Source organism: Massilia niabensis, assembly GCF_042655085.1.
GTDB lineage: Bacteria > Pseudomonadota > Gammaproteobacteria > Burkholderiales > Burkholderiaceae_D > Telluria > Telluria niabensis.
Genome location: NZ_JBHSMU010000003.1, coordinates 82,875 through 97,479 on the forward strand (window position 1 = coordinate 82,875; position 14,605 = coordinate 97,479).

Annotated in this window: 5 protein-coding genes; 3 read left to right on the forward strand and 2 right to left on the reverse strand. The window is 65.8% G+C overall.

Going from position 1 to position 14,605, the window contains the following annotated elements; genetic code table 11:
• Positions 1-52: 52 nt before the first annotated feature.
• Positions 53-850, reverse strand: coding sequence for a carbon-nitrogen hydrolase family protein (locus tag ACFPN5_RS00605; protein ID WP_379779033.1), 798 nt, complete (start codon positions 848-850; stop codon positions 53-55).
• A gap of 4 nt (positions 851-854) precedes the next feature.
• Positions 855-5,048, reverse strand: a complete 4,194-nt coding sequence (locus tag ACFPN5_RS00610) for a YhdP family protein (RefSeq protein WP_379779035.1) — start codon at positions 5,046-5,048, stop codon at positions 855-857.
• Positions 5,049-5,280: 232 nt separating this feature from the next.
• Between ACFPN5_RS00610 and glnE the strand changes: the two genes are divergently transcribed.
• From glnE to ACFPN5_RS00625, 3 genes are all read left to right on the forward strand, one after another.
• Positions 5,281-8,010 (forward strand): bifunctional [glutamate--ammonia ligase]-adenylyl-L-tyrosine phosphorylase/[glutamate--ammonia-ligase] adenylyltransferase, encoded by a 2,730-nt coding sequence (gene glnE / locus ACFPN5_RS00615; RefSeq protein WP_379779786.1) that lies wholly within the window; start codon positions 5,281-5,283, stop codon positions 8,008-8,010.
• A 310-nt stretch (positions 8,011-8,320) separates the two neighbouring features.
• Entirely contained in the window at positions 8,321-11,221 is a 2,901-nt protein-coding gene (locus tag ACFPN5_RS00620; protein WP_379779037.1) for a TonB-dependent receptor domain-containing protein, read from the forward strand.
• Between the two features lie 402 nt (positions 11,222-11,623).
• Positions 11,624-14,506: a TonB-dependent receptor domain-containing protein gene (locus tag ACFPN5_RS00625; protein WP_379779039.1), complete on the forward strand. Its 2,883-nt coding sequence runs from the start codon at positions 11,624-11,626 to the stop codon at positions 14,504-14,506.
• Positions 14,507-14,605: the final 99 nt, after the last annotated feature.

A 14,605-nucleotide genomic window follows, 5' to 3' on the forward strand; every position in this document is an offset into this window, starting at 1 on the left:
GGGCACGGGCGGGGCGCAGCTTGCCAGCCCCAGGTTCGTGCGGGCGCTATGATTACATCTTGCGATGCCGCAAGGCCGGCAAACTCTCGCGCACCTTTGCCACGAAAGCTGGATCGAGCTCGCCGCTGACGACGCCCTCGCCCTCGGGCAATACCGCCTTCACCTCGCCCCATGGGTCGACCAGCATGCTGTGCCCGAAGGTACGGCGCCCGTTCGCGTGCAGCCCGCCCTGGGCCGAGGCCAGCACATAGCACTGGTTTTCGATGGCGCGGGCGCGCAGCAGCACTTTCCAGTGCGCCTGGCCCGTGGTGTGCGTGAATGCGGCCGGCACCACGATCAGGGCGCACTCGCCCATCGCCCGGAACAGTTCCGGGAAGCGCAGGTCGTAGCAGATCGACAACCCCACCCGGCCGAACGGCGCCTCGAAGCTGCCGACTGATTCGCCAGGCACGATGGTGCGCGCCTCGTCGTAGGATTCGCTGCCCTTGTTGAAGCCGAACAGGTGGATCTTGTCGTAGCGGCCGATGGCCGAGCCTTGCGGGTCGTACACGAGCGTGGTGTTGAGCACGCGGCCGGCGTCGCTCGAAACGAGGGGCAGCGTGCCGCCGATCAGCCAGATGCCGTGTTCGCGGGCGAGCTCCGCCAGGCAGTCCTGGATCGGACCGCTGCCCGGCTGCTCGGCGTGCGCGACCTTGTCGGTATCCGTCATGCCCATGATCGGCCAGTATTCGGGCAGGGTCACGAGCGTGGCGCCGCCGGCGGCGGCCTCGGCCACCAGCCGGCGCGCGGTGGCAATGTTCTGCTCAACAACAGGCGTGGACACCATCTGGACTGCGGCAACACGTGTCATGTGATTATCCCTCTTTCGCTTTGGCGGCCACCGGGCGTGGCGGCGGATTGTCGATCTTGGTAATGGTAGGCGATTTCCACGGCCCCGTGATCCGCATCTGGTAGGTCAGCGCCTTCATCACCGGCGCGCGCAGAAACAGCTGCGCCAGGAAGGAGCCGAGGCCAATGACCGGATTGACCGCCAGGCCATAGACCAGGGGGCCGGTGCCGAGGTTGAACTCGGGAATCACCACGACGCGCAGGTTGGTCGATTCGTTCGCGATGTCGGCCGTGCCGTCCATCAGGATGGTGGCGGCCACGCCGTGCATTTTCAGGTTGTCGGTCTTGACGACGCCGCGCGTGATCATGGCGTTGGCGCTGATGCCATCAAACGCCAGGCCTTCGGAAAACACGTCGTGGAAATCGAGCTTGAGCAGGCGCGGCAGCGCTTGCAGGCTGAGCACGCCAAGCAGCTTGGCCGCGCCCGGGTCCTGTTTCAGGAACTGGCCGCCGCCCACGTTCATCTCGATCTGGCCCGACAGCGTCGGGATGTCGAGCGAATACGGCAGGCCGTTCCAGGAGATGTCGCCCGACATCTTGCCTTTGCCGCGGCGCAGCGTTTCCGGGAACCCCAGGCGGTCGAGCAGGCGTCCGGCATCGATGATGTCGAGCGTGAAATTCATCCCGGTATTGCTCTTGCCGTCTTTCGTCAGCCAGCGCCCGGTCGCCTTCAGCTCGCCGTCCGGGTTGGCCAGCGTCAGGCGGTCGATGTGCCACTCCTTGCCCGCCAGCGCCGGCACGTTGCTCGCTTGCAGGTCCAGGCGCCCGAACTGCTTGTTGAACAGCTCGAAGCGCTCGGCTACGATGTCGAGCGCCGGAATGGTGGCGCTGGCGCCGCGGCTCGATTCGAGCAGGTCTTTCACCTCGGCGGCCGACGATGCCGGAATCACGAGCGAGGCCAGGCGCGCCGTGACCTTGCCCACCCCCTGCCCCTGGCCCTGGGTCCAGGTGAGGTGGCCGGAAGCCTGGCGCGAATTCAGATTGGCTTGCCAGGCGCTGCCGCGGTGCGAAGCGCCCACCACCACGTCGGCCATGCGCCGCTCGCCGATGAACAGTTCGGTGGCGCGCGCCGCGATCGTCGTCGGCATGATGTATTGCGCGAAATTCGGGCCGGAGGAGCCAGCGCCAACGCTGCCCGCGCCAGGGGCGCCGGCAGCGGCGCTTTCCCCGGTGATCGCGCGCCCGGCCGCCAGCCAGGCGTCGACATTCAGTGACTTCATGTCGACGTTGATGCTCATGCCCTCGTCCGGCTCGGGGGCCGGCACGTTGACGCCGATGCCGCCGCGCTCCACCAGCCAGCCGCTGCGCGGCTGTCGGCTGCGCAGGTAGCGTGCGGCCACCGCATTGCCCAGGGAGAGGCGCAATTCGTCGCGCCCGACGCCATCCACCGCAGGCGCGCCATCGAGCACGAAATGCAGCGGCAGGCTGTCCGCCTGCGGCTTGTTCAGCGGGGCCGGCAGTTCCAGTCCGAGTCCGGCAAGGCTGGAATCGATCGTGACGCCCAATCGGCGCTCGCGCACCGTAATGGCACCCGTGTAGCGCGTGCTGCCCGACAAACGCGTGGCCAGGCGCGCCAGTCCGGGAGGGGCGCTGCGCCCCATGCCGTCGGCCGACAGGGTACCGGCGAGGCGGATGGCGATCGCGCCGTCGCGTCCGGTGCCGCCGGCAAGCGACAAGGGGCCGCCCAGGAAACTCGCGCCGATCCCGTTCAGGTTGAAGCCATGCTCGGTGAACTCGACTTTGCCCAGGGCGGCCTGGAGCGGTGGCAAGTCGGGGAACAATTGAACGTCGTTATTCTGCAATTGCAGCGCGCCCTGCACCTTGGTGTCGACCAGGTTCGCCAGCGGCATCTGCAGCTTCAGGTCGAGATGGGCGTTGCCGCTGCCCTGGGTGTCGTCGGTGAAATGCCCGATCCAGCCGGGCACCGGGCTGGCCGCCACGTAGCGCAGGAAATCCTGCAGCGCGCCGCTTGCGGTGCCATGGATGTCGAGCATCATGCCCTGCCCGCCGAGGTTCGGGATCACGGCGCGTACGTCCTTCAGTTCGAGGCCGAGCGTGCGCAGCGTTTCGCCATGGATTTCCATGCGCGCGCGGTCGAACACGATGCTGCCGTCGATGCCTTCGGCAAGCGGCCACTTGGGCTTGTTCTCGGGCGTGCGGTGGCCCGGCGCATATTCAAGGATTGCACCGGCCAGGCGCCCGGCGACGCGGAACTCGCCGCGCGCGCGTTCCGACGCGCTGTCGGCACGGAACGGGAAGTCGGCGAGGTTGCCACGCAGCCGCAGGCGCACCTCGTTCAAGGTGCCGCCCTGCAGGGCCGAGGTCAGCCAGCCGTGCAGCCCGGGGGGCGTGGCCAGCGGCAGGAAGCGGCCCACCTGTGCAATCTGGAAGCCGTCGAGCGTGCCGGTGATGTCGGCCACGCCGGGGCCGTGTCCGGGTCCCAGGGGCAGTTGATGGCGTCCGGACAGGCTGCCGCGCAACTGCCCTTGCGCGAACTCCAGCTTGTCCACCTCGACCAGCAACTGTTGCCCCGGCTGGTAGCTCCAGCGCGCGCCCAGCGCCAGCCGGTCGAGCGGCATCGCCGGCTCGGCGAACCAGGCCGGCATGCGCAGCGCCAGGTCGTGCGAATCGAGCGTGACGCTGCCGCCCTTGTCCGTGGCGTCGATGCTGCCCGACAGGTTGTCGAAACCCGGCAGGGCCGGCAGGGCGGCCTGCGCAGGACTACCGGGCGCCGCGGCCGTTGCGGCGCGCGCCGGACGCGGCTGCAGGCCCAGGCCCGCCACCCTGCCCTTGACGCGATAGCCCGCCAGGCGCGGATACTGGCCATCCCAGGAAGCGGAAAAATCGAGCAACTGGCCGCGCGGCGCGAAACCGGCGAGCGCCCCCCGCTGCATGGCCGAGAGCGGCAGCTGCATGGCCAGCTCGGCCAGTGCGGCGAGGTCGACCTGGCGCGCCTGGATGTCGACCCGTTGCGGCTTGCCGGCCCGGGCCGGGGTAAAGGTTTCGGTGAAGGTGGCCGGCGGCAGCGCGCGTCCATCGCGGGTAACAACCCGGAAATTGTCCAGGCTCACCGTGTGGCCGTGGATGCCGAAGGTCGGCTTGCCGTCCGCCTTGCCGGGCACGAGCGTCTCTTGCGCCGACAGACGGCCCGACACGCTGGCAAAGCGCAAGGCCGGCAGCTCGGGCTTGACGCGCGTGGCGACGCCGGCCAGCGCCAGGTCGGCGGTGAAACCGGCCAGGCGCGCCCGGTCGAGCTGCATCCAGGCGCGCACCGAGCCGCGCCCGCTGCCGACCTGGAATGGATAGTCGAGGTATTGGCGCCAGGCGGCCAGGTCGGCCTCGCGCAGGTCGGCATACAGTTCGCCCTTCCACAGCGCGATGTCGGACGAGCGGCTGCCGAAACGCGGATGGGTAAAGCGGGCACGCACGTCGAGCGGTTGCGCCAGCGCCGCAGGGGGCGTCGCCTTGAGCGCGAAGCGGTGCGTGGTCCAGCGGTTCTGCAGCACCACCGTGACGTCACGCAAGGCCAGTGGCGCCGCGCCGCGGTGGGCGTCGAGCCAGTCGACCCGGCCCTGGCGGATCAGGATCTCGCGCTGGCGAAACGCCCAGTCGCCACCCGGGCCGCCCTTGTCCTCGTCCCGCGGGTCGAGGCGCATGCCGGCCACGTGGATGACGCCGCCCGCGTCGCGCCGCACCTCCAGTTGCGGGCGGATCAGCTCGAGCGTCTCGAAACGCGGCTCGGCCGCCACCAGGCTCCACCACGACAGGGTCGCCGACACCGACGGCAGCGCCAGCACCTGGCGCCCGGCCGCGTCCGTCAGCGTGACGTCGCCCAGGAACAGCGAGGGATTCAGGCCGCTCCAGGACGCGTAGATGCGCGCGATCGCAACCTGGTTGCCAAGCGCGCGGCTGGCCAGGCGCTCGATGTCGTCTTTATACAGGTCGATGTTCGGAAGGACGGCGTAGCGCAGCGCCAGGAACAGCAGGGCCAGCGCGAAATACACGACCAGCACCAGCTTGACGGTAAAGCCGAGCACGTGATGCGAGGCCAGGTTCGCATAGCGGTAGGTCGCACGCAGGCGCCGCCAGCGCGCCGTCAGCAGCTTCTGCGGCACGTGTGCGTCGATTGCGTCAGCCTCCTGCGGTTCCGGATTGTGCATCAAGGTGCTAATAAAAAAGGCTCGCCGTAAGTGAATCTAAAAGTGGATCTGCAGTGAATATATAAGCAAGGCAAATAAGCAACGGAATTCTTTGAAAGAAGAGCGCTTGCTAGGAATGCGGCGTCTACCTTACCATCGTGCTAACCGGGGAGGCACGGCGGGCAATTTTACCGCAAGCATGCCTGCCGGACCGCTTTTACACTCCTGCCGGACCCGCCTCATGCCGCCTCCTATGCCCCCTGCTTCCACCGCCTGTGCTTCCCGTTTCTACCAACGCTGGATCGATGCGGCGCCCGGCCGCGCCGAGCGTATCGATTCCCTGTCCAGATTATCGCTGGCTTGCCCGGATTTCGGCGCGTTATTGGAACAGGAGTTGTCCGCGGGCATTGGCTTGCCGCGCGCCATGCGGCGTCTGCGCAACCTGGTCGTCTGCTGCCTGATCCGGCGCGACCTCGAGGGGCAAGCCGACCTCGACGAAGTCGTGAGCGCCATGACGGGCCTGGCCGATTTCGCGATCCGCACCATGCTCGCCGACCTGATGGCCGAGCTGGTGGCCGCCCACGGGACGCCGATCGGTGCGGAGTCAAGCCTGCCCCAGGAAATGCTGGTGCTGGCAATGGGGAAACAGGGTGGCGGCGAACTGAACGTCTCTTCCGACATCGACCTGATCTTCGTGTATCCGGAAGATGGCGAGACGGCCGCCGGCCCCGGCCAGCGCCAGCTCTCGAACCATGAATTCTTCATTCGCCTCGGGCGGCGCCTGATCGGCGCGCTGTCGGAAGTCATCGAGGATGGCTTCGTGTTCCGGGTCGACATGGCGCTGCGTCCCAACGGCAACTCCGGCCCGCTCGCCGCCAGCCTCAACATGGTCGAGGAATACCTGATCGTGCAGGGCCGCGAATGGGAGCGCTATGCCTGGGTCAAGGCGCGCGCCGTCACCGGAACGCCTGCCGACATCGCGGCCCTGGACGCCATCGTGCGCCCCTTCGTGTTCCGCCGCTACCTCGACTTCGGCGTGATCGACGCGATCCGCAACATGCACGCCCAGATCCGCGCCGAGGTCAACCGCCAGGAACGCCTGCACCCGGACCGCAGCCACAACGTCAAGCTCGGCCGTGGCGGGATTCGCGAAATCGAATTCCTGGCCCAGGTGTTCCAGTTGATTCGCGGTGGACGCGATCCGGCCCTGCGCGAGCGTTCCACGCGCCAGACGCTGCGCCTGGTGGCCGAGCGCGAGCTGATGACGCATGACACGGTCGAGCGCCTGCTGGACGCCTACAGTTTCCTGCGCAACCTCGAGCACCGCCTGCAATACCTGGAAGACGCGCAAACCCACACCCTGCCCGCGCAGGACGCCGACCGCCTGGTGGTGGCGCAGATGATGGGCTTCCCGGACGTGGCCACCCTCTTCGCCCGCCTGGAGGAACAGCGCGCCTTCGTCGCCGCGCAGTTCGACGACATGTTCGCCGACAAGAGCGCGCCCGTCGACGAGGAGCGTGCCGAACTGGAAGCGATCGCGGCCGACCCGGAGGCGATCAAGGCAATCGAAACCCACCTTGCCGGGCTCGGCTACGACGACCCGGCGGGCAGCGCGCGCCGCCTGGCCGGCACCTGGAACGCCCCGCGCCTGCAGGGCCTGCCCGACGCCAGCCGCGTGCGCCTGCTGGCCCTGGTCAACATGGCGCTGCCGCAGGTGGCCGAGATGGTGGCCGAAGCCAAGGCGGGCGGCAATCCGGGCAGCCACGGCGCCACCCTCGGGCGCCTGCTCGACTTCCTGGAGGCGATCGCGCGCCGCTCGGCCTACCTCTCGCTGCTGACCGAATACCCGCACACGCTCGAGCGCGTGATCCGCATGATGCATGCCAGCGGCTGGGCCGCCACCTTCCTGACTCTGCACCCGATCCTGCTCGACGAACTGCTGGACGACCGCGGCAGCGGCATCGACGAGCCGGCCACGCTATCGGCCAGCCTCGACGCCACATTGCTTGAAGCCGATGGCGACACCGAGCGCCAGCTCGACATCCTGCGCGAGACCCACCACGCCCAGCTGTTCCGGCTGCTGTCGCTGGACCTGGCCGGCGAGCTGTCGGTCGAGCGCCTCGCCGACCATCTGTCGGCGCTGGCCGACGTGGTGGTGGCCGCCACGGTGCGCTGGGCATGGCGCACGATCGCCACCCGCCACATCGAGGAGCCGCGCTTTGCGGTCATCGCCTACGGCAAGCTCGGCGGCAAGGAGCTCGGCTATGTGTCCGACCTCGACGTCATTTTCCTGTTCGACGACGAGGACGACATGGCGCCGTCGAATTACGCGAAGCTGGGGCAGCGCTTCATCACCTGGATGACGGCGCACACGCCGGCCGGCATCCTGTTCGACATCGACACCGCCCTGCGCCCGGACGGCGCCAGCGGCATGCTGGTGAGCTCCCTGCAGGCCTTCGAACGCTACCAGCACAACGCGGCCTGGGTGTGGGAGCACCAGGCGCTCACCCGCGCCCGCTTCTGCGCCGGCGACGCCGCCATCGGCGCGCGCTTCGAGGCGATCAGGGAAAGCGTACTGCGGCGCGACCGCAGTACCCAGGCCGAGGAACTGAAGGCCGAGGTGCTCAAGATGCGCACGCGCATGCACGAGGCCACTCCGAACCGCAGCGCGCTGTTCGACCTCAAGCAGGATGCCGGCGGCATGATCGACGTCGAATTCATCGTCCAGTACCTGGTGCTGCGTTACGCGGCGATGCATCCGCAACTGACGGCGAATGCCGGGAATATCGCTTTGTTGCACCGCAGCGCGGAACTCGGCCTGATCGATGTCGAGCTGGCCCGGGGCGCCGCCGATGCCTACCGCGCGATGCGCAAGCTGCAGCACCAGCTGCGCCTGCAAGGGCGTGAAGCGCGCATCGAACCGGGTGTGGTACGCGCTTATTCAGCCCAGGTCGGGCGTCTCTGGCAAGCCTGTTTCGGCTAAAAACCACGCTGCCAAATTTGGCGGATGCCGCCCTGGCTCAGGGCGACATTCGCCCGAATTCGGTGCATTTCGGCCCGAATCGGCCGAAATCTGCACACTTCGCGGGCGACCAAACGTATGTATCCCATTGCTGACTTTACGGTCACTTTTCTTTGCACTTCGGCATGTTGTTTTCCATACACACAACACTCCTGCCGGATATTGACATTAATCAATATTCAATGCTTTCATAGGGTTGCGTCATTACATAACGCATCGTTGCAGTTTGTAGAAACAGCCGTCACGAGCGGCAAATAAATCCGGAGAGCACATGCAACAACGTACCAAGATCGCGCTGGCCGTGGCGATCGCCCTTCAGTCCATGGTGTCGGTGGCCCAGGCCCAGGACAGCATGCAACGCGTCGAAGTGACCGGTTCGCGTATCCGCACGGTCGACCTGGCAACCTCGCAGCCCATCCAGGTGATGACCCAGGCGCAGATCCAGGCCACCGGCCTGGTCACCGTCGGCGACATCATCAACAACATGTCGTCGGCAGGTTCGCCAGCGTTCAGCAAGGGCGGCGCCCTGACCTCGAACCGCGAGAACGGCGGCCAGTACGCCAACCTGCGCAACCTCGGCGGTCAGCGCCTGCTGGTGCTGGTCAACGGCAAGCGCTGGACCCAGTCCGTCGCCGGATTCACCGACATGTCGACGATTCCGTCGTCGATGATCGACCGCATCGAAGTCCTGAAGGACGGCGCTTCGGCGATTTACGGCTCGGACGCAATCGCAGGCGTCATCAACTTCATCCTGAAGAAGTCGATGGAAGGTGGCCAGCTGAGCGTGTACGCCGGCCAGAACGAAAAAGGCGACGGCAAGAACCGCGACTTCTCCCTGAGCTACGGCGCAGGCAACGACAAGGCATCGCTGATGTTCGGCCTGTCGCACACGGAAGCCGGCGCTGTCTGGGCACGTGACCGCGAGATCACCGCCTACTCGCGCGGCCCGAACTACCCGCTTGAAAACCTCGGCGGCGGTCCATGGGGCCGTATCCGCCAGGTCGGCGCCAGCGGCGGCGCGACCGGCTTCGACAAGATCCTGAACCACACCGGTGGACAGCTCGGCGACGGCACGGGCGCCGATGCGCGCAACCCGGCCAACTACCATGATGTGGCGGCCCTGACTCCGGTCGCGGCTGACCTGTTCAACACCACCCGTCAGATGGTGTTCCAGATGCCGAACAAGCTCGACACCCTGTTCACCAAGGGCGAGCTGGAGATGCCATTTGACACGCGCCTGGTAACGACTGCAATGTACTCGCAGCGCAAGAGCCTGTCGACCACCGCAGGCTACCCGCTGCAGTCCGGCGCACAGAGCAAGTTCCCGGTCTACATCGACAAGGACAGCTTCTACAACCCGTACGGCAACCAGGTTGCCGGCGCCGGCCTCGGCCAGGACCTGTTCTTCTACCGCCGCACCATCGAAGTACCACGCACCACGGAAAACACCAACCGCGCCCTGCATATCGACGCGACCCTGGAAGGCGAATTCAACCTGCGCAACCTGCCGTGGAACTGGAGCATCGGCTGGAACCACAGCAAGAGCGACGGTGGCACCAAGGGCACCGGCAACACCAACCTGCTGAACCTGAAGCGCGCCCTCGGCCCGTCGTTCCGCAATGCGTCGGGCGTGGTCCAGTGCGGCACCGCAGCCGCCCCGATCGCGCTGGGCGAGTGCGTACCGTTCAACATCCTGGGCGGCCCATCGGCTTCGACCCCGGAAGCGCTGAAGTACATCCTGTCGACCGGCCAGGCCACCTACGGCAGCAAGATCGACAGCGGCACGATCGACGTCGGCGGCGAAGTGTGGACCCTGCCAGCAGGCGCGCTCGGCGTTGCCGCGGGCCTGGAACACCGTACCGTGCGCGGTTTCGACCAGCCGGGCCAGTTCGAGCAGTCGGGCTACTCGACCGATCTGGCCGGTAACGCCACCTATGGCGACTACAAGGTCAAGGAAGCGTACGCCGAGCTGAACATCCCGGTTCTGAAAGGCCTGCCGTTCGTCGAATCGCTGAACTTCAACCTGGCTACCCGTTATTCGGACTACAGCAACTTCGGTTCGACCAACAACAGCAAGTTCAGCTTCACTTACCGCCCGACCAAGGATCTCCTGACCCGCGGCACCTGGGCTGAAGGCTTCCGCGCACCGACCGTGGGCGACACCTTCGGTGGCGGCCAGCAGAGCTTCGATACCGGCTGGCTCGACCCATGCGACACGGCCTTCGGCGCTGCCGCCGGCAGCCCTGCCACGCTGGCACGCTGCACCGCCGGTTTCGGCGGCGTGGTCGGCACCCCGGCCGGCTACCGCCAGCGTATCCAGAGCGGTGCGGTGATCACCTCGAGTGCCGGCGCGCAGACGGCCTACCCGTTCAACGCCAGCGCCGGCAATGCCTTCCTGCAGCCGGAAACCGCGGTCACCAAGACCCTGGGCCTGGTGTTCAACCCGAGCTTCGTGCCTGGCTTCTCGGCAGCCGTCGACTGGTACAGCATCGAGATCGACAACCGCATCACGGCTGTCTCGTCGAGCTACGTCGCACGCCAGTGCTTCGAAGAAGGCCTGGCCGAGTTCTGCTCGAGCATCGTGCGTGACCGTGTTACCGGCCAGGTCATCGGCCTGTCGCGCGGCAACGCCAACCTCGGCAAGATCAAGACCGAGGGCGTCGACCTGGAACTGCGTTACCGCCTGCCGCGCACCACGTTCGGCCAGTTCAACGTGCGCAGCGAAACGACCTACTTGGACGAGTACTCGACCCAGGCGTCGGCAACCGCACGCTGGATCGACTACTCGGGCGAGTACGACCTGCACCGCTGGAAGTCGAACCTGACCACCGACTGGTCGCTGGGCAACTGGACCGCAACCTGGGGCATGCGTTACATGAGCGCGGTCCAGGACGCGTGCCTGAGCCGTCCGCGCGGCTGGGAGTGCAACCTGCCGGATACCGTCCGCCCAGGCTTCACCGCACCAGGCGCGAACCGTCTCGGCTCGCTCACGTACCACGACTTCAACGTCGGCTACAACACTTCGTGGAAGGGTCGCATCCTGGTTGGCGTGAACAACGCGTTCAACAAGGCGCCGCGCTTCACCCTGGACGGCGCTTCGTCGGCCACCACGGTGGACGCCGACCTGCCGATCGACCGCTTCTTCTACGTGCGCTACAACCAGTCGTTCTGATTCCGAACGCCTGACTGAAAAGCCCGCTTCGGCGGGCTTTTTTTTGCCCGTCGATATGGGCCCTGCTCCCGCTTGCCGCTTTTCCCGCCGCGTCCTGTGCACGGATTCGCGCCACGAATGACAAATATTCGCCTTTAGAGCATGAGCCCCGAATCGTCAAGAGTGATTCGTTACATCAACTTGATGTAAATACGCATGTTTGCAACAATGACAGAATTTCAAGCGGATTGATTGACAGAATCATTGCGCGGATGCTTCCATGCATCCTGCAAGTCATGCAGAGGTCATAAAGATCTGCTGGTTTTGATCGATCGCGTCACGCGATACTATTCGTCGCGGTAGTGCTGTGCTCAACACGCCGCGTTTTCACCCTAGGAGTTTTGCAAAATGATGGAAACAATCTTGTCCCGGTCGATCCGTACGATCTGCCTGGGCGGTATGGCCCTCGGCATGACCGCCGCGTACGCACAAGAAGCCTCCGCGCCACTGCAGCGCGTTGAAGTTACCGGTTCGCGTATCCGCCAGGTCGACCTGGAAACGGCCCAGCCGATCCAGGTGATGAGCCAGGAACAGATCCAGAAGACCGGCCTGGTTACCGTCGGCGACATCCTGAACAACCTGTCGTCGGCCGGTGCGCCTGACTTCAGCCGCAGCGGCTCGCTGACCTCGAACGCCGAAGCCGGCGGCCAGTACGTCAGCCTGCGCAACCTCGGGGCGAACCGCCTGCTGGTGCTGGTGGACGGCAAGCGCTGGACCCAGACCGCGGCCGGTTACACCGACCTGTCGACCATTCCGTCGGCCATGATCGAGCGCATGGAAATCCTGAAGGATGGCGCTTCGTCGATCTACGGCTCGGATGCGATCGCCGGCGTGATCAACATCATCCTGAAAAAGAACATGGAAGGTGGCCAGCTGTCGCTGTACACCGGCATGAACCAGGAAAAAGACGGCAAGAACAAGGACTTCTCGCTGAGCTATGGCGCAGGCAGCGACAAAGCGTCGCTGATGTTCGGCCTGTCGCACACCGAGCAAGGCATCGTCCGCACCGGCACGCGTGCCATCACGGCAACGACCTACGGTCCCGCCCATCCGTTCGACGGCCTCGGCGGCGGCCCATGGGGTCGCATCACCCCGGTCAGCGCTTCGGGCGGCTCGAACACCTCGGCAGCCAACGGCGGCTTCAACCGCATCCTGAACCACACCGGCACCTATGACGGCGTCGGCGTCGGCCAGGATTCGCGCAACCCGAACAGCTATCACGCGTTCACCGGCGCGCCTGAGGACCGCTACAACTCGAGCCAGGACATGGACCTGCTCTCGCCGAACAAGCTCGACACCCTGTTCGTCAAGGGCGAAATCGCGCTGCCGCGCGACCTGCGCCTGAAGACGACCGCGATGTACTCGCAGCGCCAGTCGACCCGCACGATCGCCGGCTACCCGCTGCAGTCGACCTCGCAGGCCGCCTTCCCGGTCTACATCAGCAAGGACAGCTACTACAATCCGTTCGGCAATCAAGTCGCCGGCGCCGGCCTGGGCCAGGACCTGTTCTTCGCACGCCGCACCATCGAAATGCCGCGCGTCACCGACAACGAAAACCGTACTCTGCACCTCGATGCAGCACTGGAAGGCGATTTCACGGTCCGTGACCTGGCGTGGAACTGGAGCGTCAGCTACAACCACAACAAGGTTTCGGGCACCCAGCAGGACACCGGCAACATCAACCTGCTGACCCTGAAGAACGCCCTCGGCCCGTCGTTCCGGAACGCTTCCGGCGTCATCCAGTGCGGCACCCCGGCCGCGCCGATCGCGCTCGGTTCGTGCACCCCGTTCGACATCCTGGGCGGCCCGTCGGCCTCGACCCCGCAGGCGCTGGCCTACGTCAACACCATGGGCACCAAGACCTACGGTTCGACCATCAACAACGCCAACGCCGACCTCGCCGGCGAACTGTTCCAGCTGCCAGCCGGCGCGCTGGGCCTGGCGGTCGGTATCGAGCACCGCGAAGTCCAGGGCTACGACATTCCTGACCAGTTCTCGCAGTCGGGCTACTCGACCAACCTGTCGGGCCAGGCTACGATCGGCAAGTACAGCGTCCGTGAAGCCTACGCCGAGCTGAACATCCCTGTGCTGAAGAACAAGCCGTTCGCTGAACTGCTGAGCTTCAACCTGGCGACCCGCCACTCCGACTACAGCAACTTCGGCGTGACCAACAACAGCAAGGCCAGCTTCATGTGGAAGCCGGTCAAGGACGTGCTGTTCCGCGGCACCTGGGCTGAAGGCTTCCGCGCCCCGACCGTGGACGACGTCTCCGGCGGCGGTTCGCAGTCGTTCGACACCTTCCTCGATCCATGCGACACTCGCTTCGGCGAAGCATCGCGTAACGCAACGGTGCAGGCGCGCTGCGTCGCCGCTGGCACGAATGCCACCTACCGCCAGCTGCAGCAGGCAGGCACGCCAATCACCAGCACCGGCGGCACCCAGGGCCTGGTCGCGTTCAACTCGGGCGCCGGCAACCAGTTCCTGACCCCGGAAACCGCGGTCACCAAGACCGCCGGCCTGGTCTACAGCCCATCGTTCGTGCCTGGCTTCACGGTCGGCCTGGACTGGTACAACATCGCCATCAAGAACCGCATCACCGCGATTGGTGCGGGCTATGTTGCGAACCAGTGCTACATCGAAGGCAGCCCGAACTTCTGCAGCGTGATCCGTCGTGACCCAATCACCGGCCAGATCAACCAGCTGTCGCGCGGCAACGCCAACCTGGGCGAGATGGAAACCGAAGGCCTGGACCTGGCGCTGAACTACCGCCTGCCACGCACTGCCTACGGTCAGTTCAGCCTTCGTAGCGAAACCTCGTACACCGACAGCTTCCGCACCCGCGGCACCGCCGATTCGGAGTGGAACGAGTACGCCGGCGAGTACTTCTACAACCGCGTGAAGTCGAACAATTCGGTCGACTGGTCGATGGGTAACTGGAGCGCCAACTGGGGCTTCCGTTACTACAGCCCGGTCAAGGACAGCTGCTGGGACACCGACATCGAGTGCAACATGCCAACCGCCGACACCACCTTCGGCACCGGCGCCAACAAGCTCGGTTCGGTCACCATCCATGACATGAGCGTCGGCTACAAGACCTCGTGGAACGGCCGCATCCTGGTCGGTGTCAATAACGTCTTCAACAAAGAGCCACGCATCGTGTACAACACGCAAGCATCGGCTTCGTCGGTCGACGCTGACATGCCACTGGACCGCTTCTTCTACGTCCGCTACAACCAGTCGTTCTAATGGATGAGGCCCGCAAGGGCCTCACCTGAGGAAGGCACCCAAGGCCCGGCCCCTGTACTCAGGGGCCGGGCTTTTTCATTGGCGAGCGCCTTGTAACTC

Coding starts and splice junctions, on each gene's coding strand:
- ACFPN5_RS00620 (WP_379779037.1), top strand. CDS start 8,321: ATGCAACAACGTACCAAGATCGCGCTGGCCGTGGCGATCGCCCTTCAG.
- glnE (WP_379779786.1), top strand. CDS start 5,281: ATGCCCCCTGCTTCCACCGCCTGTGCTTCCCGTTTCTACCAACGCTGG.
- ACFPN5_RS00605 (WP_379779033.1), bottom strand. CDS start 850: ATGACACGTGTTGCCGCAGTCCAGATGGTGTCCACGCCTGTTGTTGAG.
- ACFPN5_RS00610 (WP_379779035.1), bottom strand. CDS start 5,048: ATGCACAATCCGGAACCGCAGGAGGCTGACGCAATCGACGCACACGTG.